This window comes from Pseudomonas sp. NPDC087612 (assembly GCF_044743505.1).
GTDB lineage: Bacteria > Pseudomonadota > Gammaproteobacteria > Pseudomonadales > Pseudomonadaceae > Aquipseudomonas.
Genome location: NZ_JBIUWO010000005.1, coordinates 457,771 through 480,887 on the forward strand (window position 1 = coordinate 457,771; position 23,117 = coordinate 480,887).

Below are 23,117 nucleotides of genomic sequence, written 5' to 3' on the forward strand. Positions count from 1 at the left end.
ACTTTGTGCCAGATAAGGATATTTGCCATGCGCAACGCGCAATCGCTGCACTTCACCACCCACGACGGCGTCGAACTGCATTACCGCCACTGGCCCGCCGAGGTCGCTGACGACCAGCCACGGCGTGCCGTGGTGTTGTTCCACCGCGGCCACGAACACGGCGGGCGCATGGCCCATCTGGCCGATGAGCTGCAACTGCCCGACCACGACTTCTTCGCCTGGGACGCCCGTGGCCACGGCCAGTCGCCCGGCGCCCGTGGCGACAGCCCAAGCTTTGCCTGCAGCGTGCGCGACGTGCAGACTTTCATCGAGCACATCGCCCGCGAGCACGGCATCGCCGAAGAGGATATGGCGGTGCTGGCGCAAAGCGTCGGCGCCGTACTGATCGCCACCTGGGCCCACGACTACGCGCCCAAGGTACGCTGCCTGGTACTGGCCTCGCCGGCCTTCAAGGTCAAGCTCTACGTGCCTTTCGCCCGCCCGGGGCTGAAGCTGATGCGCGCCTGGCGCGGCAACTTCTTCGTCAACAGCTACGTCAAGCCGCGCCTGCTCAGCCACGACCCCGAGCGCATCGCCTCGTACGAAAGCGACCCGCTGATCAGCCGACCGATTTCGGTGACCATGCTGCTTGGCCTGTATGAAGCCGCCGACCGCGTGGTGGCCGATGCCCAGGCGATTCAGGTGCCGACCCAGCTGTTGATTTCCGGCGCCGATTTCGTGGTCAAGCGCAAACCCCAGGAGCAGTTCTTCGAACGCCTGGGCAGCGTGCACAAAGAGAAACACATCCTCCCCGGATTCTTCCACGACACCCTTGGCGAGCGTGACCGCAGCCATGCCCTGGCGCGGATCCGGCGGTTTATCGAGCACTGCTTCAGCCTGGCGCCGCAGCGCCCTTCGCTGCTCGCTGCCGACCAACTGGGCGCCAGCTGCGCCGAAGCCGAAAGCCTGGCCGCGCCGCTGCCGCGCAACTCGCCGGCCGATCTTTACTGGCGCGCCACCCGCGCCGGCCTGCGGCTGGGCAAGGGTTTTTCGGACGGGGTCAAGCTGGGCTTTGACACCGGCTTCGACTCGGGCAGCACGCTGGACTACATCTACCGCAACCAGCCCACCGGCAAGGGCGCGATCGGGCGCATGATCGACCAGAACTACCTCAACGCCATCGGCTGGCGCGGCATCCGCCAGCGCAAACTGCATGTCGAAGAGCTGCTGCGCCTGGCCATCGAATGCCTGCGCGAACAGGGCAAGCCGGTGGATATCGTCGATATCGCTGCCGGCCATGGCCGCTACATCCTCGAAGCATTGCAGGGCCTGGAACGCAAGCCGGAGTCGATCCTGCTGCGCGACTATAGCGAGCTCAATGTCCAGCAGGGCAGCGCGCTGATCGCCGAAAAGGGCCTGGCCGACATTGCCCGCTTCGTCCAGGGTGATGCCTTCGATGCCCAGAGCCTGGCCAGCCTCGATCCACGCCCGACCCTGGCGGTGGTTTCGGGCCTGTATGAGCTGTTCGCCAGCAACCAGATGGTTGGCGACTCCCTGAGCGGCCTGGCCCAGGCGGTGGAGCCCGGTGGTTACCTGGTGTACACCGGCCAGCCCTGGCACCCGCAGCTGGAGATGATCGCCCGCGCCCTGACCAGCCACCGCGCCGGCCAGGCCTGGGTGATGCGCCGACGCAGCCAGGTGGAAATGGACCAACTGGTCGAGGCGGCCGGCTTTCGCAAGGTCTGCCAGCGTATTGATGAGTGGGGCATCTTCAGCGTCAGCCTGGCCCAGCGGGTCGTTTGATGAGCACGGCACGCGAGCCAGGCTTGATCAAGCGCGGGGTGCTCTGGCTGCTGTTGCTGGGGCCGTTGTTCTTTCTCAGCTACGGCCTGACCAACACCTACACCGCCGGGCGCAGCGACGTCGGCAGCCTGGTGTTCGCCTGGGAAGGCCATATCCCGCTGTGGCCCTGGACCATCATCCCCTACTGGTCGATCGACCTGCTTTACGGGCTGTCGTTCCTGTTGCCGCTAAGTCGCCTGGAGATGGACCGCCACGCCCTGCGCCTGCTCAGTGCGCAAGTCATCTGCATCCTCGGGTTTCTGCTCTGGCCGTTGCGTTTTACCGTCGAGCGGCCCGCGCTGGATGGCCTGTTCGGCTGGCTGTTCGATGTGCTGATGGGCTTTGACAAACCCTTCAACCAGGCGCCATCACTGCACATCGCCTTGCTGGTGATCATCTGGGCGATGTTTGCCCGGCATATCCACGCCAGGCTGCCGCGCTTGCTGGTGCATGGCTGGATGGCGTTGATCGGCGTGTCGGTGCTGACCACCTGGCAACACCACTTTATCGACCTGCCCAGCGGCGCGCTGGTGGGGGTGCTGTGTTGCTGGCTGTGGCCGGTTGCGGGTCAGCCGGTACTGCGCCCTATGCAACTTGCCCGTGATCCGCAGCGCTGGCGCCTGGCCTTGCGTTACTTCGCCGGCGCCGCCCTGCTGGGTGGTCTGGCGTTGTACCTTGCAGGCGTTGCCCTGTGGTTGTTGTGGCCGGCGGTGGCGCTGCTGGTGGTGGCACTCAACTACGCACAGCTGGGCGCCGAAGGTTTTCAGAAAAGCGCCGACGGCCAGCTGTCGTACGCCGCACGCTGGCTGCTGGCGCCCTACCTGATCGGCGCCTGGCTCAATTCGCGCTGGTGGACCCGGCGCCATCCGCAAGCGGATGAAGTTTGCGACGGCGTGTACCTGGGGCGGATTCCGGGCAAGGGGCAAGCGGCGCAATTCGCCGCCATCGTCGACCTGTGCGCCGAACTACCCGCCTCGGTTGCCCCGGGCCAGGCTTATCGTGCGCTGCCCAGCCTCGACCTGGTGGTGCCCACGGCCGAGCGCTGCCGGGAAGCGGCGGCGGCCATCGAACAGCTGCGTGCCCAGGGCCCGGTGCTGGTCTGTTGCGCGCTCGGTTATTCGCGAAGCGCCAGCGCCGTAGCCGCCTGGCTGGTGCTCAGCGGCCGTTGCGCCGATGCCGGGCAAGCGCAACAGCGCATCAGCCAGGCTCGCCCTGGGGTGGTCCTGCACCCGCAGCACCTGCAGGTAATCGAACGCCTGCAAACGGAGCCTTGCCTGTGAGCGATGAAATCCACCTGGCCGTGGTTGCCAGCCTGCTCAAGCGCGGCCGCCAGGTCGAGCGCCTGGCCGACGGCATCAGCCTGCTGGCGGTGCTGCTTGGCCTGGCGGCGCTGCTGATCGGCTCGCCTGCCCCGGGATACTGCGCAGTACTGAGCGGCCTGTTGTTGCTGGCAGGCTTGCTGCAGAAGCTCTTTGCCATGCGCGTCGCGCTGGACGCCGACCTGTTTGCGCACCTGGCCACGCGCAGCGATCAGCTTGGGCAACACACCCAGGCGCTGGACCAGTCGTTGTTCAGCCTGGGCCTGAAAGCCAACCCGGCCGATAGCCGCGACTGGCAGGCACGCGGCCTGGCGGCGCTGGGCCTGCTGCGCAAACAACTGCTGTGCTTTGCCGTACAGGCCGTGCTGGCGCTGATCGGCATTTTGCTTTTGCCCTTGCTTCATTTCGCCGGATAAGGACCTTGCCCATGCTTGCTGCCCTCACCGCCTTTGCCATCACCTCGGTCGCCCGCCTGATCACCGGCGCCCGCGCCTTGTGGCTGGGCTGCACGCCGCAACCGGTGCAACGGCTGTACTACGCCAACCACAGCAGCCACGGCGACTTCGTGCTGATCTGGGCCTCGCTGCCCCAGCCGCTGCGCCAGCACACGCGGCCGGTGGCCGGTGCCGATTACTGGCAGAAGCCCGGTATCCGCCAGTTCCTGATCAAGCGGGTGTTCAATGGCGTGCTGATCGATCGCCAGCACCACGACGCCCAAAGCAATCCCCTGCAACCGATCCAGGATGCACTGGCCCAAGGCGATTCGCTGATCTTCTTCCCCGAAGGCACGCGCAACCTCAGCGACGAACCGTTGCTGGCGTTCAAGAGCGGTCTGTTCCACCTGGCCAGCGCCCACCCGCAGGTCGAGGTGATCCCGGTGTGGATCGCCAACCTCAACCGGGTCATGCCCAAGGGCCGCGCCCTGCCGTTGCCCTTGCTGTGCACCCTGAGTTTTGGCGAGCCGCTGCACCTGCAAGCGGACGAAAGCAAGCACGCGTTTCTCGACCGGGCCCGCCAGGCCCTGTTGGCCCTGGCCCCGAAGGAATCCTGAGATGGACAACAACACCCTTTCGCTGTTCGCCGGCATCGGCGGCCTGCTGCTGCTCGCCAGCCTGATTGGCCGCCTGCTCAAATGGCGCGCCGGCCCCGCCCCCCACGCGGTGATCGACAACCTCAACGCGCGGATCAACGCCTGGTGGGTGATGGTCCTGGTCATCGGCCTGGCGTTTCTGTTCGGCAAGCTGGGCGTGATCCTGCTGTTCTACTGCGTGTCGTTCTACGCCCTGCGAGAATTCCTCACCCTGACGCCGACCCGGCGCAGCGACTACCCGGCACTGGTCGCGGCGTTCTACGTCGCCCTGCCGGTGCAGTACCTGTTGATTGCCATGGACTGGTACGGGCTGTTCAGCATTTTCATCCCGGTCTACCTGTTCCTGCTGCTGCCGATCCTCGCCAGTTTCGGCGGCGACACCACGCGCTTTCTCGAGCGTGCCTCGAAGGTGCAGTGGGGCTTGATGATTGCGGTTTACTGCCTGTCTTCGGTACCGGCCTTGATGACCCTGGACATCCCCGGATACGAAGGCCGCAACCTGCTGCTGATCGCCTGGCTGATCCTCGTGGTGCAGATCTCCGATGTGCTGCAGTACGTCTGCGGCAAGCTGTTCGGCAAGCACAAGGTGGCGCCGAAGCTGTCGCCGTCAAAGACCGTCGAAGGCCTGGTTGGCGGCGTGGCCCTGGCCACCCTGATTGGCGCCACCCTGTGCTGGATCACGCCGTTCAGCTTCTGGCAGGCGGCGCTGATGGCCCTGACCGTCAACCTCATGGGCTTTGCCGGCGGCCTGGTGATGTCGGCGATCAAGCGCGACCGCGGCGTCAAGGACTGGGGCCACATGATCGAAGGCCACGGCGGCATGCTCGACCGCATGGACTCGGTATGCTTCGCCGCGCCGGTGTTCTTCCACTTCGTGCGTTACTGGTGGGCGTAAGCGTTATACCAACAGATCGTAGGACAGCTTGCCGATCAGTATCAGCAGCAACACCAGGAACAGCGCGCGCACGAAGGGTACGCCCTTGCGCACTGCCAGCCAGGTGCCAGTCAGCGCGCCAAGGATGTTGAAGGCGGCCATGGGAATGGCGATCAGGTAGAGCACGTTGCCGGTGGGAATGAAGAACATCAGTGCGGCGACGTTGGTGGCGATGTTCACCAGTTTCGCCGACGCCGAGGCATGCAGGAAGTCGAAGGCGAAGCAGCGAATGAACAGGAAGATCAGAAAGCTGCCGGTGCCCGGTCCGAACAGGCCATCGTAAAAACCGATGGCGCCGCCGATGACGATCGCCAGCAATTTTTCGCGGGTGCCGATGCGCATCGGTTTGTGCAGGGCACCGAAGTCCTTTTTCCAGAAGGTGTAGATCGCCATCAGCACGATCAACACCAGTACCGCCGGGCGCATCAGCCCTTGCGGCACCAGCGATACCGTGGCGGCGCCGACGAAGGCCATGGCAAAGGCCGCACAGGCCGCCGGAACCACCAGCCCCCAGTCGATCACCACCTTGCGCACGAACGAGCGGGCGGCAAACGCCGTGCCGCAGGCCGAGGCAACCTTGTTGGTGCCCAGCAAGGCAGCCGGGGGCGATGCTGGCAGCACGTTGAACAGCGCCGGAATCTGGATCAGCCCGCCACCACCGACTGCCGCATCGATCAGCCCGGCGGCAAAGGCAAACACGCAAAGCACAACGATATCGACCATGGGTTTCAGGCTCTGGCAGTCAAAGAAGGGCGCGCCAAGGTTAACCAACGGCCGGGTTTTGTGTTGCAATGCCATATTGCAAAAACTGCAACGAGGTAGTGCATGGCCCTGGATATGCTCGCGGAGCTGGAAGCCTTCGCAATGGTTGCCCGCAAGCGCAGCTTCGTCGCCGCGGCACGCGCCCTGGGTCGTTCGCCCAGCACTGTAACCCGCGCGGTGCAGGCCCTTGAGGTCAACGCCGGGGCCAAATTGTTCAACCGTTCGGCCAATGCCGTGAGCCTCACCGAAGCCGGCGAGCGCCTGCTGCCCTATGCCGACAAAATGCTTGATCTGCAACGTGAGGCCGATGAGGAGCTGGCCGGGCTCAGCGGCCTGGCCTCCGGCTGGGTGCGGTTCTGCGCCCCCGAATCACTGGCGCCGGTATTGCCTGGCCTGATTGCGCGATATGGCGAACGCTACCCGCAGGTGAACGTCGATGTGATCTTCAGCGACGAGCCGATCGACCCGGCCAAGAGCAAACTGGACTTCGCCATTCGTGGCGCCTTTGCCCAGGACAGCGAACTGATCGGTTATCCGCTGTGGCGCTACTCGCGCTCCCTGTATGCCAGCCCTGCCTACCTGCAAAAACACGGCATGCCCGCCTCAATCGAGGCGCTGGAAGCACACGCGCTGATCCTGCATACCGCGCCGCGGATCCTCAAGGAATGGCAGTTTCGCAGCGCCGACCAGGCCGTCAGCCTGCGGGTGCATCCAAAGTTTCGCTTCAGCTCCGGGATCGCTGTATTCCAGGCCGCCCTGGCCGGCGTCGGCATCGCCCGCCTGGCCGACTGGCTGGCCGAACCCGAGGTGCAGGCCGGGCGCTTGCAGCGGGTTTGTGCCGAGTACCGGCTGACCGCCAGCAACGGCGACAGCCCACAAATGCACGCGGTGTACCCGGCCGGCAGCTTGCCGCAGCGAGTCAAGGCGCTGCTGGAAGTGATCCGCGGTTTTGGTGACAGCCTCGAGCGCTAATCGAAGGTTTGCGCTCCCAGACAGCCAAAGGTCGAGACCAGACATCTGCCCGGCGCCGATCGCGCCTATGGTGATGGACCTTTGAGTCATCCTCTGGAGCCTGGAATGTCCGATTTCATCACCGTGCTGCGCGAGACCTGCCCTACCCCCGTGCTGGATGCGACCAAGTGGCAACGCATCGGCGGCGACCCGCACACCGTCAACCTCAACGCCTATGTGTCGGCCGATGGCAGCAAGATCATGGGCACCTGGATCTGTACGCCGGGCAAGTTCCAGGTCCATTACGAGAAGTGGGAGTATTGCCACTTTCTCGACGGCTACTGCGTGATCACCCCGGAAGGTGAGCAGCCGGTACATTTGAAGGCCGGTGACGTGTTCGTCATCGAACCTGGGATGAAAGGCACCTGGGAGGTGGTGGAGACGGTGCGCAAGTACTTCGTCTTTGCCTGACCGTTGGGGCTGCCTTGGCGGCCCATCGCTGGCAAGGCCAGCCCCCACAGAGTTAGGTGTGCGCAGTACCTGTGGGAGCCAGCCTTGCTGGCGATGCTCTTTTACTCGGGCTTGCGATAACCTTCGACAATCGCCGAGAAATCCTTGCCACCCTCGCCGCGCAAACTCATGGCCTGGTACAGCTGCTGGGCCACTGCGCCGAGAATCACCGGCTGGTGTGCCTGACGCGCGGCTTCAGTTGCCAGGCCCAGGTCCTTGAGCATCAGCTCGGCACCAAAGCCACCGGTATAGCCACGCGATGCCGGGGCCGTGTCGATGATGCCCGGCCACGGGTTGTAAGTGTCCGAACTCCAGCAACGGCCGGTCGAGCTGTTGATGATCCCGGCCAGGACTTTGGTGTCGATCCCCAACGCGTTGCCCAACGCCATGGCTTCGGACACGCCGATCATCGAGATTCCCAGTAGCAGGTTGTTGCAGATCTTGGCGATCTGCCCGGTGCCGACTTCGCCGCAGTGGACGATGTTGCGGCCAATCTGCGCCAGCACCGGCTGCAAGGTGGCAAACAGCGTATCGCTGGCGCCGACCATGAAGGTCAGGGTGCCGGCTGCGGCACCGCCGGTACCACCGGACACCGGCGCATCGGCAAGGTCAACGCCCTGTTTGGCCGCTGCGGCTGCTACGTCACGGGCGGTCTGCGGGTCGATGGTGCTGCAGTCGACCACCGGGGTCCCGGCCTTTACCCCGGCCAGCACACCATCTTCGTTGAGGTACACGCCGCGCACATGGGCGGCGGCCGGCAGCATGGTGATCACCAGTTCGCTCTGCTGCGCGGCATCGCGCGGCGAGCTGCTGATCTGCCCGCCGAGCTCGGCAAGCTCTGCCAGCACGGTCTTGTTCAGGTCGAACAGGTTCAGCTGATGCCCGGCCTTGATCAGGTTGCGGGCCATGGGCGCGCCCATGTTGCCCAAGCCGATGAATGCAATACGCATGATGAGCTCCTTAGCGCAGGCTGATGGTGGTGTTCACGCCATCGTTGACGCTGTCATCATCGAACCAGCGGCTGGTGACAGTCTTGGTCTGAGTGTAGAACTGCACCACTTGTTTGCCGTACGGGCCCAGATCGCCGAGCTTGGAGCCGCGCGAGCCGGTGAAGCTGAAGAACGGTACCGGCACCGGGATCGGGATGTTGATGCCGACCTGGCCGACGTCGATCTCGTTCTGGAACTTGCGCGCCGCCGCGCCGCTCTGGGTGAACAGGCCGGTACCGTTGCCGAACGGGTTGCGGTTGATCAGGGCAATGGCTTCGTCGAGGGTGTCGACTTCCAGCACCACCAGCACCGGGCCGAAGATTTCCTGGGTGTAGATCTGCATGTCGGTGGTCACCCCGGAGAACAGGGTCGGGCCGACGAAGTTGCCCTGTTCATAGCCCGGCACGCTGACTTCGCGGCCGTCGAGCTCAAGCTTGGCACCTTCCTTGATGCCGCTTTCGATCAGGCCCAGCACCCGTTCCTTGGCGCGCTTGGAAATCAGCGGGCCGACATCGGTGCCCGGCTCGCTGCCAGCGTTGACCTTGAGCTGGGACGCCAGCGCCTTGAGCTCCGGCAGCCACTCGCGGGCTTTGCCCACCAGCACCGCTACCGAGGTGGCCATGCAGCGCTGGCCAGCCGCGCCGAAACCGGCACCAACCAGGGCATTGAGGGTTTGCGTGCGATTGGCGTCCGGCAGCACCACGGCGTGGTTCTTGGCGCCCATCATCGATTGCACGCGCTTGCCGTGCTGGCCAGCCAGGTTGTAGACGTGGGTGCCGACCTCGGTGGAGCCAACGAAAGAGATCGCCTTGATATCGGTATGGGTGCACAGCGCATCGACCACCTGCTTGCCACCATGGACGACGTTGAGCACGCCGGCCGGCACACCGGCTTCGACCGCCAGCTCCACCAGCAGCATGGTCGACAGCGGGTCCTGTTCGGACGGTTTGAGCACGAAAGTGTTGCCGCAGACGATGGCCATCGGGAACATCCACAGCGGGATCATCGCCGGGAAGTTGAACGGGGTGATACCGGCGCAGACGCCGATCGGCTGGCGCAGGGTGTAGGTGTCGACGCCACCGGCAACGTTTTCGGCGAACTCGCCCATCTGCAAGGTGCCGATGCTGCAGGCATGCTCGACCACTTCCAGGCCGCGGAAGATATCGCCTTCGGCGTCGGCAATGGTCTTACCCTGTTCAGCGCTGAGGACTACGGCGATGCGCTTGGAGTGTTCGCGGATCAGCGCCTGCAGCTTGAGCATGATGCGCATGCGCGCGCCGATCGGGGTGTCGCGCCAGGTCTTGAACGCACGCTGGCCGGCGGCGATGGCGGCGTCGATTTCTTCGGCGGTGGCGAAGGGGACGCGGGCCAGCACTTGCTGGGTGGCCGGGTTGACCACGTCGCGCCATTCGCTGGTTTTCGATTCGACCCATTGGCCGTCGATCAGCAGCTTGACCTGCTCGACCTTGGTCTGGCCGGGAGTAAGGGATGCGTTCATGTGCGTTCTCCTGAAATTGTTGTTAGGGAGAGATCGACGCCACCGGGTCAGCCACGGCGGGCGCTTGGGTCCAGGGCTTTTTTGGAGTATAGATGTGCAAACATCTAATAAGAACGCACATAAAAGCCGGACCAACATGCAAAAAAACATCACCTCCCTGGGGTCGCTGAACTGGGATGACCTGAAGTTTTTCCTTGAAGTGGCGCGTACCCGCAAGGCCAGCAGCGCGGCCAAACGCCTGGGCGTCGACTACACCACGGTGTCGCGGCGGATCAGTTCGCTGGAAGTGGCGCTGGGCACTCTGTTGTTCGAAAAGTCGCGGACCAACGGCTTTGTCCTCACCGCCGAAGGCCAGCGCCTGCTCAGCTATGCCGAATCCATCGAAAGCACCCTGCACATGGCTTGCGAGCAGGTTTCCGGCTCCGGCGTGGCGTTGTCGGGGCATGTACGCATGGGCTGCACCGAAGGATTTGGCAGCTTCTTCGTCACCCCGCAGCTGAGCCATTTCGTTGATGCCTACCCGGCGATCTCGGTGGACATCCTGCCGCTGCCGCACTTCATCAGCCTGTCCAAGCGCGAGGCCGACATCGTCATCGCCCTCGAGCGCCCGGAACACGGGCCCTACGTGTGCTGCAAGCTGTGCGATTACCGCCTGCGCCTGTACGCCACCCAGGAATATCTGGACAGCCACGAGCCGATCACCCGCAGCAGCGACCTGGCCCGCCATCAGTTCATCAGTTATGTCGACGACCTGGCCTTCAGTTCCGAGCTCCTGTACCTGGCCAACCTGATTCCGGCCGCCAGCGCCAACCTGCGCAGTACCAGCGTGATCGCCCAGTATGTAGCGGCGCAGCAGGGCCGTGGCCTGGCGATCCTGCCGTGTTTTCTGGCCGCACAAGACCCGCGCCTGGTGGCGATTCTGCCGGAGGAGGTCGAGATTACCCGGCAGTTCTGGATGTACTGCCGGGAGGATTTGAGGAAGTTGAAGCGGATCACCCTGTTGTGGGATTACATCCGCGATGTCACCGAGCGCAACACCCCGCTGCTGATGGGCGAGTCGCGCGCGATGAGCTTTGCCGACTGATCAGTCGGAGGCGACCACGATCGACACCCGGCGGTTTTCCAGGCGTCCGGCGCGGGTGTCGTTGCTGGCCACCGGCTCGCTGCTGCCCAGGCCACGGGTTTCGACGTTTTCCGGGCGCATGCCGACGCCGACCAGCACATTGGCCACGCTCTGTGCGCGGCGCTTGGACAGTTGTTCGTTGTAGGCCGCGCGGCCCGAGGCATCGGTATGGCCGTCGACCCGCACGCGCTGGATGTTCACCGACAGCAGCGACTTGCCGATGCGCTCGACAATCGTCCGGCTCTGGGCGTTGAGGGTGTCGACATCGCTGCCGAACAGCACTTTGCTCGACAGGCCGAACTCCCAGCCTTCATCGGTGAGCTGAAAGCCCTCCTGCTTGAGCAGGGCAATCTGTTCGGCGGTCAACCCTTTGGGTGGCACGCTCTGGCAGCCGCCCAGGGCGAACAACGCCAGGGCCAGGCAGATAAAATGAAAACGTAGTCGTTGGCTCAAGTGAATCACGCTTCAGCTCCTGTTTTTTACATGATGAGCAGAGCGCTCCGGCTCTGCCATTTGCCCCTGGCCACGCAAGTTGCGCTTGGCCTGATACATCGCCGCATCAGCGGCATTGAGGAGGTCGGAAGGATTACCGCCGTCGTCGGGAAAATAGGCAATACCGATGCTCAGCGACGTGACGATGATCTGCCCTTCGCTCAGGCGGATTGGCAGTTTCATGCTGGCGGCAATCTTCTCGGCGATGCGCCGGGCGTCTTCGTGCGCGTGCAGTGGCGCCAGCAGCACGGCGAATTCGTCACCGCCCAGGCGAGCCACCAGATCATTTTCACGAAGCTGCGCACGCACCCGGGTGGCCACGCTGATCAGCACTTCATCGCCAGCGGCGTGGCCAAAGTTGTCGTTGACCTCCTTGAAGTTGTCGCTGTCGAGAAACAGCAAGGCCAGGTGTTCATTGTGCTTTTGCGCATTGCGCAGAGTGCGGCTCAGGCGGCCTTCGAAAAACGCCCGGTTCGGCAAGCCGGTGAGGCTGTCGTGGCTGGCCTGGTGGGCCAGGCTTTCGTTCTCGCTCTGCAAGTGGCTCTGCCACGACTCCAGCTCGTCAAGCAAGGCGTTGAAGTCGTTGCCCAGCTCGTTGAGCTCGGCGATCTGCGCCGGTGGCACGCGGCGGTCGAAACTGCGCTCGCGGCGCGCGGCGTGGGCGACATTGGCCAGGCTGCGCAGCGGCCCGACAATGTCGCCGAACATGCGCCGCGACAGGTACAGCGCACTGAAAGCGCTAAGCGCCGTGCACAACAGGATCCCGGCCAGGCCGCTGAGCAGGAAGCGCACCAGGCTGCCGCCCTGCCCCACCAGTTCGATACGCCCGACCTGCTGGCCCTGGTGCAGCACCGGCAGAATGATCGGCTCTTCCAGGAGGCTGCGGGCGATCAGTTGCTCGGTCTGCGCCAGCAGGCCGCTGTCATTGCGCTGCCAGCGCGCCAGCAGCTCACCGTTGTCGTCGAACACCTTGACGTCGGCGACTTCTTCCGTGGTGGCAATCAACGCCAGCGCTTCGTTGGCCGCTCCGGCGTCGTTGAATACCACTGCCGCTTCCACGGTGTAATTGATCGAACGGGCAATCAGGTGCAGGTTGTGATTGGCGTAAACGCGCAAGGCCAGCACGCCGAGCAGGGTCAGCGAGACCCCGGCAAGGCCGACGGCAAGCAGCGCCACGCTCAGGTGGCGGCGGCCAAGCACGGCACGCAGGGTCGGGCGCTCGCGCCCCTTGCCAAAGCCGATCATGGTTGCGCCGCCCGCCGCCGCGAGAGCTGCAGCACGCTGGGGTGGATGCGCACGCCGCTGCGCGCCACCGAGTCGAGGTTGACGTCGAACGCTACCTGGCGATCGCCGACCCGCAGGCAGAACAGGCTGCCGACTGTGCACGGGTCATCGGCCTCGCTCATGCTCAGCACCGGATGACCGCTCAACGCCGTGAACAACCGGCTACGTTCGTCCTGGCTGAGCTTGCCGATATAGATCGCATCGCACTCATTGGCGATGCGCGGGTCGCTGGCCAGCAAGCGGCGCACCAGCACCGGGCGACCGGTGGCCTGGGTGGTGCCTTTGACCAGATCGTCGGCATATTCGGTCGGGCCGATCAGGCACAGGCGCAGTTGTGCCGGCTCAACCGGCCAGCGTGCGTAACTGAGGATACCCAGCACAACCTGGGTGACTGCCTTGGCTCGCTGCTCGGCCAGGTTCGACGTGACCTCAGCCTCGGCACCGGCCTGCGCGGCGAACAGCAACAGCATCGCGGCCAGCAGCGAACGCGTCAGGCTCGTCACACGTCCCGATGTCGGGGCGGCCACATTCATGAGGGAAATCTCTTAAAACCACGCAGGATGATGCCGCAACGATAGCACAGAGGCCGATTTTCCAGCGAGGGAGCACCTCCCCGGCGATCCGGTAATAGGCCGAATCGCCGTGCTTAAACCTGCTCCAGCATCAGCCCCGAGATACGTTTGACCTTACGCCGCACCGCGTCTTCAAACACACCCTGGCGTGGCTCAATCAAACTAAAGCAGGTCTTGGCCCGGGTGATACCGGTGTAGATCAACTCCTTGGTCAAAACCGGGTTCAGGGCGTCTGGAAGCACCAGCGCGGTGTGGGTGAACTCCGAGCCCTGGGACTTGTGCACGGTCATGGCGAACACGGTTTCGACTTCATTGAGCCGGCTCGGCAAGACGAAACGCACGCCGCCGTGCCCGTCGTTGCGGGCAAAAGCCACGCGCAGTACCTGTTGCCCCTCATGCTGCTCATCGGGCAGGCGCAGGGCGATGCCGATATCACCGTTCATCAAACCCAGGCTGTAGTCGTTGCGGGTCATCAGTACCGGGCGGCCTTCATACCAGGGCTGCTCACTGTCGATCAGCCCCGCCGCGCCGAGCACCCGGCTGACCCGCTGGTTCAGGCCTTCGACACCCCAGGCCCCCTTGCGCACGGCACACAGCAACTGAAAGGTCTCGAAGCCCTGCAACACCTGCATGGCCCAGGTTTCCCAGCGTGGATCATCCACCGGCGTACCAGGTTGCGGGCGCTGCTGGCGAAGGGTCTGCAGGTAGCTGCGATAACCCTGGGGGCCATCACTGCCACGGCCCAGGCCTTCGAGTAGCAAGCAATCGAAGTTGCGGTCCTGCTCACCGCGCAGGGTCAGGGCAAACACATCGTCCTGTTTCTGGTTGAGCAGGGCCCGGGCCTGATCGGCCTCCTGGCGGTTGACCAGGCGTGCCAGCTGGCCAATGCCGCTGCCTTCGCCAAAGCGCCGCGAGTAGCGCAGCATCACCACTTGCTGCGCCAGCGGATACTGCCCGGCGCTGCCCGGCAGCAGTTCGCTGCCCGCCAGGGTTTCACCACTGACCTGCTCCAGCCAGGCCTGGGTCTCGGGGCTGTAGCGCCCGGCCTCGGCATCGCGGCACAGGTCACCGAGTACCGCGCCGGCTTCCACCGAAGCAAGCTGGTCCTTGTCGCCCAGCAGCACCAGGCGCGCATGGGGCGGCAAGGCGCCAAGCAGGTTGGCCATCATCTCCAGGTCGATCATCGAGGCTTCGTCGACCACCAGCACATCCAGCGGCAGCGGGTTGCCGGCATGGTGCCGGAAATGCCGTGAGCCCGGGCGGCTGCCGAGCAGACGGTGAACAGTGGAGACGTCGGTGGGAATGTTGTCTCGGACCTCGGCAGCCACCGCCAGGCGCTCGACCTGCTGGCCGATGGACTCGGTCAGACGCGCGGCGGCCTTGCCGGTGGGTGCCGCCAGGCGAATGCGCAGCGGTCGCCCCGCCTCCACCGCAGGCGCCTGCAACAGGGCCAGCAAACGCACCACCGTGGTGGTTTTACCGGTACCCGGGCCGCCGGTAATGATGCTGAAGGCGCTGCGGGTGGCCAGGGCACAGGCCAGCTTTTGCCAGTCCACCTGAGCGCCAGGAACGCCACCCTCGAACAGTTGCGCCAGCCGCGCCGAGAGGTCCGCCGGGGTTGGCTCGACCTGCTGCAGGCGCTCGCGCAAGGCGTTGTCGATACGCCGCTCGTAGGCCCAGTAACGGCGCAGGTACAGGCGCTGGCCATTGAGCACCAGCGGGCGGGCGCTGTCTTCACTGTTGTTGCCATGGGCCACCAACCGGCTGCGGCCCAGTTGCTGCAGCCAGGTGTCGAGGGTCAGGCGCTCGAGCAGTTGCGAGGGCAACAGCAATGGCCCGGCCAGGGCGTCCCCCTCCGGCGGCAGCGACAGGGCAAAATCCGGCTCGGCCAAAGTTTCACCCAGGTCGAGGCAGACATGCCCGTGGCCCAGCTGATGACTGGCCAGGGCCGCCGCCAGCAACACCAAAGGCTCGCCGCCAGGGTCGCGCTCACCGAGGAAACTCACAAAGGCCCGGTCCAGGGCACGCAACCAGCCCCGCTCGACCCAGCGATCAAGCAAGGCCAGCAGGTCTGCGCCCTTGCTCAGCGGCTGCAGGGCCGCCAGGTGGCCGGCATCCAGCGGCGTCGGCAACAGGTCGTCGAGGCTACGGCTCATGGGGCGTCTCCGAAAAACAGGTCGTGTTGCTGCGGGGCGCTGACGCCGCGGAACAGCGCATCGAGCTGCTCGATCAGCTCACGCGGTGGCTTGACGAAATACAGGCCGCGAGAAGCCGAATCGACGCCACGCAGGAAGATGAACAGTGCCCCGCCGACATGCAGGTCGTAGTCATAACCCGGCAGCCGCGCGCGCAACTGGCGATGCAGGGCCAGCAGGTAGAGCACGTATTGCAGGTCATAGCGGTGGCTGAGGATCGCGCCTTCCATGGCCAGTTCGCTGTAGGCCAGGTCATCAGGCCCCAGCCAGTTGGATTTGTAGTCCGCCACGTAATAACGGCCCTCGTGTTCGAAGGCCAGGTCGATAAAACCCTTGAACATGCCATTGAGCAGCGCCGGTTGCGCAGCCAGGCGCGCGACGCCCTGATGGGTGTATTCGCACACCAGCTGGTCGAGCCGGCCGACATCGACCTTGTGGCTGGCGAACCAGAACTCCATTTCGATCTGGTACTGGCTTAGCTGGCTCAAGGACAACGGTGAGCTATCAGGTGCCAGGGCCATGGGCTGTGCGAGCAGTTGCTGCAACCACTGGCTGAGGGTCGGGATCCAGCCGGTCCAGTCGCGGCGGTTGCAGCGCTGGCCGACGGTGCGGGTCAATTGCTCGGGGTCGGCGCTGACCTGGGCGAACCCTTCGTGCCCGGCCCACTCAAGCAAGCCGTGGAGGAAGGTGCCGGGGTTCGGCCCGCGCGGGAAGCGGTGGATGTCGCCACTACCGGGCATCACTTCACGCAGCTGCTGCGCGTCAGGCCGCTCGTCATCGAGCAGTTGTTGCGCCTGAGAGCTGTCGGCTGCCAGGGTCATGGCCTCTTCGCCGATGCGCAAAGCACTGTAGGAGGCGATCCACCAGTTCTCCGCAGCCCGGCGTTTGGGCTGGCGTGCAGGCAGCAGTTCGGCCTGGTTGCGCGGGGCGCTGTAGGCCTGTTCATCCGGCGCTGGCAACTCGATGCTGGCGATGGCCGGGCAGCCGGACTGCAAGGCCTGCAGCCAATCACCCAGTTGGGTCGAAGCCGCCAGGGGCGTGCCGCCACCCAACAGGTAACCCAGGGCCGAGCGATGCAGGGTCGAGGCCTTGCCGGTGCCACGCTTGAGGTCGGCAACACCGAGCCAGCAAGCATGCTGGGCGCGGGTCAAGGCCACGTACAGCAGGCGCAGGTCTTCGGCCAGGCGCTCGTCGTCAGCCAGGGCGATCTGTTCGGCATCAGGGGTCAGGGTCAGGTGCGCCTGGCCTTCGCCGTCGTGCCAGGCCAGGGGCAAGCGCGAGCCATCGACCGGCTTGCTGGTGCAGATGAAGGGCAGGAACACCAGGGGGTATTCCAGGCCTTTGGATTTGTGGATGGTTACCACCTTGACCAGTTGTTCGTCGCTTTCCAGGCGCAGGATCTGCTCTTCGCCCGCCTGACCCGAGCTGGCCAGGTGCTCGCCCAGGTGGCGAATCAACGCCTGCTCGCCATCCAGCTCGGTGGCCGCCTGTTGCAGCAACTCAGCCAGGTGCAGCAGGTTGGTCAGCACCCGCTCGCCATCACTGCGGGCCATCAACACTTGAGGCAAGTCGAAATCGTGCAGCAGGCGCCGCAGCATCGGCAGCACACCCTGGCCGCGCCAGATCAGCCGGTACTGGCGAAACTGCATGACCCAGCGTTCCCACACCCGCTCATCCTGGTTCAATTGCGCCAGAGCGCTGAGCGGCAGGTTGAGGGTGATGCTGGCAAGTGCCGCCTTGAGCAGGCGCTCGGCATCCGGCTCGGCGCAGGCCTTGAGCCAGGCCAGCAAGTCATGGGCCTCCTGGGCGGCGAATACCGAATCCTTGTCGGAGAGGTACACACTGCGCACATCGCGAGCCGCCAGTTCGCCGCGAATCAGCTGCGCCTCACGGCCATCGCGCACCAGGATGGCGATATCCGAAGGCAGGCAGCCACGCAGCGACTGATCGGCTTGCATGAAACCGCTGCGCCCCTGCTGTCCGCCATTGAGCAAGGCGACGATCTGGCTGGCACAGCTGGCAGCCTGCTGCTGCCGGTAAACGGCGCCGGAAACCGCTTCTTCACTGCTCAGTTGCCAGAGGTTGAGTGCTGGCACCGGCACGCCATCGACCTGCAATTGCTCGCTGCGGCCCTTGGCCTTGACCTCGAGAAACGGCACCGGGTTGTCATTGCCGTCACGGAACAAGAAAGCGCCACGGCCCGACTCACGCACTTCAGCCTGCATGAACACATGGTTGACCGCCGTGACCATGGCCTGGCTGGAGCGATAGTTGGTATCTAGGCTGTGCAGGCGCCCGGCCGTGGCCCGGCGTGCCCCCAGGTAAGTGAAGATGTCGGCGCCGCGGAAGGCATAGATCGCCTGCTTGGGGTCGCCGATCAGGAACAGGCCGGTGTCGCGGACGTTCTCTTCAATCCGGTAGATGCGCTGGAAGATCCGGTACTGCACCGGGTCGGTGTCCTGGAATTCGTCGATCAGCGCCACCGGGAACTGCTCGCGAATCAGCCCGGCCAGGCGCTCGCCGGCGTCACCGTGCAGCGCATGGTCGAGGCGCAGGAGCATGTCGTCGAAGCCCATTTCGGCGCGGCGGCGCTTTTCCTGTTCGAAGCGGGCGCCGACCCAGGCCGCAGCGTGCTCAAGCAGACAGGCATCAGGCGTGGGCAGGCCCTGAAGCTGGTCACGCAGCGCCTCCATCGCCTGCAATGCCGGGTGTGCTGGCGGCTCGCCCTTCCAGGCCTCGGCCATGCCGGCGCGGGTAAAACGGCTGAAACCGGTGCCCAGGTCCAGCTCCAGCGCCTGGTCGTCCTCGGCCCAGGCCTTGAGCTTCTCGCACCAGGGCTCGAAATAGCGCGCCTGCATCTTGCGTCCATCGACTTGCTTGGCGGCCAGGCCGTCCCGGCAAATCTGCAGCAACTCTCCAGACCATTGCGCCCAAGGTGCCTTGAGCGTGCGCAGCAGCTCAGTACGTTGCTGCAGTACCGCTTCTATCAAGGCCTGGGGCTCTTCTTCGTCGCTCTCGATGCGCTGGCGGCCGAACAATGCGCGCACCCGTGGCAACAAGGCTTCCGGGCTGACCCAATGGGCTCGGACCCAGGCCAGCGCATCGCCCTGCATGCTGTAGCAGAAGCGTCGCCAGTAATCGCGCATGACCTGGCCCAGCAGGTCGCTGTGGTCGGTTTCCAGGGTCTGGGTAAACAGGCTGCCACTGTCGAAAGCGTGCTCGCGCAGCATGCGTTGGCACCAACTGTGGATGGTCGACACCGCGGCTTCGTCCATCCATTGCGCGGCCACGTCCAGGCGATTGGCGCACGCTGCCCACAGCGACGGCTCATAGTCATCGCGCAGTTGCTCAAGCAAAGGGTCGGCTTCACTCAACTCGCCACGGAAATAGCGCGCAGCTTCTGCCAGGCGAGTACGAATGCGTTCGCGCAACTCCTTGGTGGCGGCGTCGGTAAAGGTCACGACAAGAATCTGCGGCGGCAACAGTTCGCGGCCAAAGCCCTGCTCGCCGCCATGGCCGAGCACCAGGCGCAGGTACAGCGCCGAGATAGTGAAAGTCTTGCCGGTACCGGCGCTGGCTTCGATAAGCTGGCTGCCGTGCAGGGGAAAGGTCAGGGCCAGGGGGGCAGGGGCAACTCCACGGCTCATCGAGCACTCTCCTCTTTGCCCAGCGTCTGCCAGGGCGCTTCGAACATCGGGCGGTACAGGGCCTCGCACCAGCCTTCGAATTCTTCACTGGCACTGAGTGCAGCAAAATCGCTGAACTGCCGGGCCAGCGCGGTGCTTTCGCTGCGCTCGCCAAAGCTGTTCTGGCCATCGCCGTCGTAGGCCTTGGCCGCTGCGGCCAGGGCTTTGTCGGCATCGCTCTGGGCTAGCCAGGCAAAGGCCGTTTTCACCGCCACCGGTAGCGGTGCGTTCATGCCCGTTTGCCGGGCCAGTAACAGGTCGCCCAGCAGTTCAGCGGCACGGGCTTGTTCGAGCGGCGCCAACAATAGCGTAACGTCGGTGGCGACCACGGCGCTGTGCAGCTTCAGGTCCACCGCACAGGCGGCCAGGTGCATGACCCAGGTTGGCGTCAGCCGGTGCCACTTGAGGGTGCGGCCACTGCTGATGCCATTGGGCAAGGTGGTGATGCTTAGCAAGGACTCGTCTTCGCGCTGGTAGACCCGGCCCAACCAGCCTTCAAGCTTGAGCTGGCGATACTCGAAGCGGATCGGCACGGCGTTATCCACAGGCAACGGCCACTGCTGCAGCAGCTGTTGATAACGCTGCAGCAGGTCGGGCAACGGCTCGATCAGTTCGGCCTGCAGGCATTCACCAAAACCTGCCAGCGGCAGCAGCCCGTAGCCCTGCAGGCGCCTGGCCTGGGTGGTCAACGCCCGCTCGCTGTCTTGCGGGTCGGCCAGGGCTGCTGCCAGCAGGCTTTCACTCAGGCTGTAGCGCTGCAGGGCATCGAGCACGAATGGCTCTTCATCGGCCAGGGGCGCTTCCACCGACTCGAAGAACACCTTCAAACGCTGGCTGAAGAAGTGCCGTACCGGATGGCGGAGGAAGTCTTGCAGCAAGGTCAGGGTCAGCGGTTCATCGCTGCTGTAAGCCGGCAGCTCATCCTCAGGCTTGAGCTGTTGTTCGCCAGGCAGATGCAGGGAGCGCCACTCACGGGCATAGCTGAACAGGTTGCTGCCCTTGTGAAAGTAGCGGGCGCTGAACGGCTGCAACGGATGCTCCACGGTCAGCGCATGCAACAACTGCTCACCGGCGTTGAGCTTGCCGCCCACCTCGGCACCGGCCAGGCGCCAACCCGCCGCCAGATGATCACGCAACTGGCCGATCAGCACCGAGGCCGGGCGTTCGCTGTTGTCGCGAATGCTGCGCCCGACCCAACTGACGTACAACTGATCACGGGCCGACAGCAGCGCCTCGAGCAACAGGTAGCGATCGTCCTCGCGCCGCGAGCGATCACCTGGACGGTAGTCACTGCCCATCAGGTCGAAGTCCAGCGGCGGCTGCGCACGCGGATAGTCGCCATCGTTCATACCCAGCAGACAGACAACCTTGAACGGGATCGCGCGCATGGGCATCAAGGTGCAGAAGTTCACCGAACCTGCGAGAAAGCGCTGGGACAGCCGACCCTGGTCGAGCCCGGCCAACCAGGCTTCACGGACCACCGTGAGCGGCAGCAAGTCTTGCAGGCCGACCGACTCACAGGTCTGCAACCAGGTTTCGCGCAGGGTCTGCAGTTGCACTAACAGATAGTCATCATGCTCGGTTTCGGCGAGGAAGAACACTTGCAGCAAGGCATGCAGGCGCTCACCCCACTCGGCAGCCGTCGCCGCCTGGGAGAGCTGCTCGTGGGCAATTTCCAGGGCATCGAGCAGGGCCACCAACGGGCCGATCAAGGCGGCATCCAGGCCGCCAATCTCATCGAACGGCTCGATCCCGTCGCATCCTTCGCCGACACCGACGGCGTAACCCAGCAGCATGCGTCGCAAGCCGAATCGCCAGCTGTTCTGTTCAAGGTCCGCCGGTAAACCGAGACCGGCGCGTTGCTCGGCGTTCAGCCCCCAGCGAATGCCCGCGCCTTCGATCCAACGGTGCAAGGTCGGCAGGTCGCTTTCCTTGATCGCGAAGCGCGCGCGCAAGGCCGGCACATCGAGCAGATCGAGGATCTCGCTGACGGCGAAACGGCTGTCGGGCAACTTCAGCAGGTGCTCCAGGGCGATCAGCAACGGGTCGCGGCCACGCTGGCCCTGGTCGGTCAGGGTGAAGGGGATGAAACGCGGGTCGTTGCGGTCGAGCTGGCCGAACACGGCGCGGATGTGCGGCGCGTAGGTGTTGATGTCCGGGAGCATGACGATGATGTCGCGGGGGCGCAGCGCCGCATCGGCGCTGAAGCGGGCGAGCAACTGGTCGTGGAGGATTTCCACTTCACGTTGCGGGCTGTGGCCGATATGAAAACGCACCGAGCGATCTTTGCCGGGATCGACGTCAGGCCACAGCTCGCGGGTTTCGGCCAACGGGCGCAACTCGAGAATATCGTCCTGCAACTGGTTGAGCAGGGTCTTGGGCTCGCTGTCACTGAACAGGTCGATACGCCCGTCGCTGAAGGCTGCGCGGTAACTGCCAGGGTCGTCGTAGCTGTCGAGCAGGTTGATGTAATCGCGGCCCTGCTTGCCCCAGGCTGCCAGTAAGGGATGGGCGTGCTGGTGCAGGGTTTCGGCGTCAATCAGGCTGGGCATGCCCTGCTTGCGTTGCTGGCGCTTGTACTGATGGCGCAACAGGTCCTTGTCGGCGACGATGTCGGCCCAATGGTGACGGCAGGGGTTGTGCACGCAAAGCAGCACCTGGCTGAAACGCGCCAGGCCGGCGAGGGCTTCCAGCGCCTGGGCAGGCAACGACGAAATACCAAAAACGATAACCCGGGACGGCAGGCCAGCGGGCGCCTGCTCCAGGCTGTTGATCCGTTCGATGAAGCGCTGGTGCACACCGGCGCGGCTCTGGGCCATGCCCTCTTCGCCGACATCCAGCAACAAGGCGCGCCACAGCTCGGCCTGCCAGCAGTTGGCGGGCGGCAGCGGCTTGGATTCGCCACGGGCGGTATTGAGCACATGACGGCCAGCGGCCCAGTCCTTGAGCCAGTCGGCGCGATACACCTGGTACTGGTCGAACAGGTCGGCCAGGCGCTCGGCCAGCTGGTAGCGCTTGCGCAGGTCGCTGTCGTCGGTGAGAAAGCGCTGCAAGGGCTCGAAGTGCGGCTTGTCGATGACCTCTGGTAGCAGGCGCATCAAGCGCCAGGTCAGTGGCGCCTTGTCGAGCAGCGACACCTCGGGGATTTCTTCGCGGCCCAGCACCTTGCGGTACAGCTGCCACATGAAACTGCCGGGCAGCTGCACCTCGACCGCCGCAGCGATGCCGCAGCCGCCCTGGTCGTCGTCTTCAGGGTCTTCGGCCAGGGCCAGCTTCAACCACTGGGCGATACCGTTGCTCTGCACCAGGGCGATTTCGTTTTCCAGCGGTGCCAGCGGGTAACGCCGCATCCAGCTCACCACCAGGCTGCGCAGTTCATCCAGGCGGTTGCCGTGAACCACCATGAAACCTGGTAGGAGTGGGTTTGTGTGCGGCATTGGGCATCCTTGAGGCTGTGCGGGCAGAGGGAAACCTTATCATGCTCGGCGAGCCTGACTGTGTTGTGCAACAGCCAGAAAGACAAAACCCCTACCTGCGTACGCAGATAGGGGTTTCGGAATTTAATCTTGACGATGACCTACTCTCACATGGGGAAACCCCACACTACCATCGGCGATGCATCGTTTCACTGCTGAGTTCGGGATGGGATCAGGTGGTTCCAATGCTCTATGGTCGTCAAGAAATTCTGTTGCCAGAAGGTCTTGTTCAGACACTCCAGCGAATCGGGTATGTGATGTTTGTGAGTTACAAATCTTCGGTTGTGCAGTCTTCACAACACCGCAATCTGGCTTTCGCTCAAATTGCTTGGGTGTTATATGGTCAAGCCTCACGGGCAATTAGTATTGGTTAGCTCAACGCCTCACAGCGCTTACACACCCAACCTATCAACGT

At 64.4% G+C, this 23,117-nt stretch carries 17 protein-coding genes and 2 rRNA genes; 8 read left to right on the forward strand and 11 right to left on the reverse strand.

Annotated elements, in window-relative coordinates; translation table 11 throughout:
* Positions 1-27 precede the first annotated feature (27 nt).
* From ACIOVF_RS13410 to ACIOVF_RS13430, 5 genes are read left to right on the forward strand one after another with little or no spacing between them, the layout of a single operon-like run.
* Positions 28-1,782: a bifunctional alpha/beta hydrolase/class I SAM-dependent methyltransferase gene (locus tag ACIOVF_RS13410; protein WP_401289932.1), complete on the forward strand. Its 1,755-nt coding sequence runs from the start codon at positions 28-30 to the stop codon at positions 1,780-1,782.
* Entirely contained in the window at positions 1,782-3,101 is a 1,320-nt protein-coding gene (locus ACIOVF_RS13415; RefSeq protein ID WP_401289935.1) for a phosphatase PAP2/dual specificity phosphatase family protein, read from the forward strand. Before ACIOVF_RS13410 ends, ACIOVF_RS13415 begins: the two co-directional genes overlap by 1 nt.
* Positions 3,098-3,556 carry a hypothetical protein gene (locus ACIOVF_RS13420; protein ID WP_401289938.1) on the forward strand — a complete coding sequence of 153 codons (459 nt, stop codon included), beginning with the start codon at positions 3,098-3,100 and terminating at the stop codon, positions 3,554-3,556. The genes ACIOVF_RS13415 and ACIOVF_RS13420 overlap by 4 nt, the downstream gene beginning before the upstream one ends.
* 11 nt (positions 3,557-3,567) lie before the next feature.
* Complete coding sequence (locus ACIOVF_RS13425; protein ID WP_401289941.1) at positions 3,568-4,191, forward strand: lysophospholipid acyltransferase family protein; 624 nt, start codon at positions 3,568-3,570, stop codon at positions 4,189-4,191.
* 1 nt (position 4,192) lies between these two features.
* Positions 4,193-5,125 (forward strand): phosphatidate cytidylyltransferase, encoded by a 933-nt coding sequence (locus ACIOVF_RS13430; protein WP_045195828.1) that lies wholly within the window; start codon positions 4,193-4,195, stop codon positions 5,123-5,125.
* Positions 5,126-5,128: 3 nt separating this feature from the next.
* Here the strand turns inward: ACIOVF_RS13430 and ACIOVF_RS13435 are convergent, their stop codons facing one another.
* The gene (locus tag ACIOVF_RS13435) at positions 5,129-5,887 is read right to left on the reverse strand and encodes a TSUP family transporter (RefSeq protein WP_045196566.1); all 759 of its coding nucleotides are present in this window, start codon (positions 5,885-5,887) and stop codon (positions 5,129-5,131) included.
* A gap of 102 nt (positions 5,888-5,989) precedes the next feature.
* Here ACIOVF_RS13435 and ACIOVF_RS13440 point away from each other — a divergent pair, with 102 nt between their 5' ends.
* Positions 5,990-6,898: a LysR substrate-binding domain-containing protein gene (locus tag ACIOVF_RS13440; RefSeq protein ID WP_401289945.1), complete on the forward strand. Its 909-nt coding sequence runs from the start codon at positions 5,990-5,992 to the stop codon at positions 6,896-6,898.
* 105 nt (positions 6,899-7,003) lie between these two features.
* Positions 7,004-7,348, forward strand: a complete 345-nt coding sequence (locus ACIOVF_RS13445) for a cupin domain-containing protein (protein ID WP_045195824.1) — start codon at positions 7,004-7,006, stop codon at positions 7,346-7,348.
* Positions 7,349-7,449: 101 nt separating this feature from the next.
* On the opposite strand, the gene mmsB is transcribed toward ACIOVF_RS13445, so the two are convergent.
* Positions 7,450-8,337: a 3-hydroxyisobutyrate dehydrogenase gene (gene mmsB, locus ACIOVF_RS13450; RefSeq protein ID WP_401289948.1), complete on the reverse strand. Its 888-nt coding sequence runs from the start codon at positions 8,335-8,337 to the stop codon at positions 7,450-7,452.
* Between the two features lie 10 nt (positions 8,338-8,347).
* Entirely contained in the window at positions 8,348-9,874 is a 1,527-nt protein-coding gene (locus ACIOVF_RS13455) for a CoA-acylating methylmalonate-semialdehyde dehydrogenase (protein ID WP_401289951.1), read from the reverse strand.
* Positions 9,875-10,010: 136 nt separating this feature from the next.
* Here ACIOVF_RS13455 and ACIOVF_RS13460 point away from each other — a divergent pair, with 136 nt between their 5' ends.
* Entirely contained in the window at positions 10,011-10,958 is a 948-nt protein-coding gene (locus ACIOVF_RS13460) for a LysR family transcriptional regulator (protein ID WP_045195818.1), read from the forward strand.
* Here ACIOVF_RS13460 and ACIOVF_RS13465 read toward each other — a convergent pair whose 3' ends face one another.
* From ACIOVF_RS13465 to ACIOVF_RS13500, 8 genes are all read right to left on the reverse strand, one after another.
* Positions 10,959-11,450, reverse strand: a complete 492-nt coding sequence (locus tag ACIOVF_RS13465; RefSeq protein WP_371128691.1) for an OmpA family protein — start codon at positions 11,448-11,450, stop codon at positions 10,959-10,961.
* A 12-nt stretch (positions 11,451-11,462) separates the two neighbouring features.
* Positions 11,463-12,734: a diguanylate cyclase domain-containing protein gene (locus ACIOVF_RS13470; RefSeq protein ID WP_045195816.1), complete on the reverse strand. Its 1,272-nt coding sequence runs from the start codon at positions 12,732-12,734 to the stop codon at positions 11,463-11,465.
* On the reverse strand, positions 12,731-13,306 hold the full coding sequence (locus tag ACIOVF_RS13475; protein WP_045195814.1) for a YfiR family protein: 576 nt from the start codon (positions 13,304-13,306) through the stop codon (positions 12,731-12,733). The genes ACIOVF_RS13470 and ACIOVF_RS13475 overlap by 4 nt, the downstream gene beginning before the upstream one ends.
* A 113-nt stretch (positions 13,307-13,419) precedes the next feature.
* Positions 13,420-15,501 carry an exodeoxyribonuclease V subunit alpha gene (gene recD, locus ACIOVF_RS13480; RefSeq protein ID WP_401289956.1) on the reverse strand — a complete coding sequence of 694 codons (2,082 nt, stop codon included), beginning with the start codon at positions 15,499-15,501 and terminating at the stop codon, positions 13,420-13,422.
* Positions 15,498-19,187, reverse strand: a complete 3,690-nt coding sequence (gene recB, locus ACIOVF_RS13485; RefSeq protein WP_401289958.1) for an exodeoxyribonuclease V subunit beta — start codon at positions 19,185-19,187, stop codon at positions 15,498-15,500. The genes recD and recB overlap by 4 nt, the downstream gene beginning before the upstream one ends.
* Positions 19,184-22,663, reverse strand: coding sequence for an exodeoxyribonuclease V subunit gamma (recC, locus tag ACIOVF_RS13490; protein WP_401289960.1), 3,480 nt, complete (start codon positions 22,661-22,663; stop codon positions 19,184-19,186). Before recC ends, recB begins: the two co-directional genes overlap by 4 nt.
* Before the next feature lie 127 nt (positions 22,664-22,790).
* A 5S ribosomal RNA gene (gene rrf / locus ACIOVF_RS13495) occupies positions 22,791-22,906 on the reverse strand.
* Between the two features lie 135 nt (positions 22,907-23,041).
* Positions 23,042-23,117 (reverse strand): 23S ribosomal RNA (locus ACIOVF_RS13500); the annotation flags it as partial.

Bases quoted from the DNA above. Each gene is read 5' to 3' on its own strand.
- recC (WP_401289960.1), bottom strand. From the start codon at position 22,663: ATGCCGCACACAAACCCACTCCTACCAGGTTTCATGGTGGTTCACGGC.
- ACIOVF_RS13430 (WP_045195828.1), top strand. From the start codon at position 4,193: ATGGACAACAACACCCTTTCGCTGTTCGCCGGCATCGGCGGCCTGCTG.
- ACIOVF_RS13410 (WP_401289932.1), top strand. From the start codon at position 28: ATGCGCAACGCGCAATCGCTGCACTTCACCACCCACGACGGCGTCGAA.
- ACIOVF_RS13445 (WP_045195824.1), top strand. From the start codon at position 7,004: ATGTCCGATTTCATCACCGTGCTGCGCGAGACCTGCCCTACCCCCGTG.
- ACIOVF_RS13415 (WP_401289935.1), top strand. From the start codon at position 1,782: ATGAGCACGGCACGCGAGCCAGGCTTGATCAAGCGCGGGGTGCTCTGG.
- recD (WP_401289956.1), bottom strand. From the start codon at position 15,501: ATGAGCCGTAGCCTCGACGACCTGTTGCCGACGCCGCTGGATGCCGGC.
- mmsB (WP_401289948.1), bottom strand. From the start codon at position 8,337: ATGCGTATTGCATTCATCGGCTTGGGCAACATGGGCGCGCCCATGGCC.
- ACIOVF_RS13460 (WP_045195818.1), top strand. From the start codon at position 10,011: ATGCAAAAAAACATCACCTCCCTGGGGTCGCTGAACTGGGATGACCTG.
- ACIOVF_RS13425 (WP_401289941.1), top strand. From the start codon at position 3,568: ATGCTTGCTGCCCTCACCGCCTTTGCCATCACCTCGGTCGCCCGCCTG.
- ACIOVF_RS13470 (WP_045195816.1), bottom strand. From the start codon at position 12,734: ATGATCGGCTTTGGCAAGGGGCGCGAGCGCCCGACCCTGCGTGCCGTG.
- ACIOVF_RS13440 (WP_401289945.1), top strand. From the start codon at position 5,990: ATGGCCCTGGATATGCTCGCGGAGCTGGAAGCCTTCGCAATGGTTGCC.
- ACIOVF_RS13475 (WP_045195814.1), bottom strand. From the start codon at position 13,306: ATGAATGTGGCCGCCCCGACATCGGGACGTGTGACGAGCCTGACGCGT.
- ACIOVF_RS13435 (WP_045196566.1), bottom strand. From the start codon at position 5,887: ATGGTCGATATCGTTGTGCTTTGCGTGTTTGCCTTTGCCGCCGGGCTG.
- ACIOVF_RS13455 (WP_401289951.1), bottom strand. From the start codon at position 9,874: ATGAACGCATCCCTTACTCCCGGCCAGACCAAGGTCGAGCAGGTCAAG.
- recB (WP_401289958.1), bottom strand. From the start codon at position 19,187: ATGAGCCGTGGAGTTGCCCCTGCCCCCCTGGCCCTGACCTTTCCCCTG.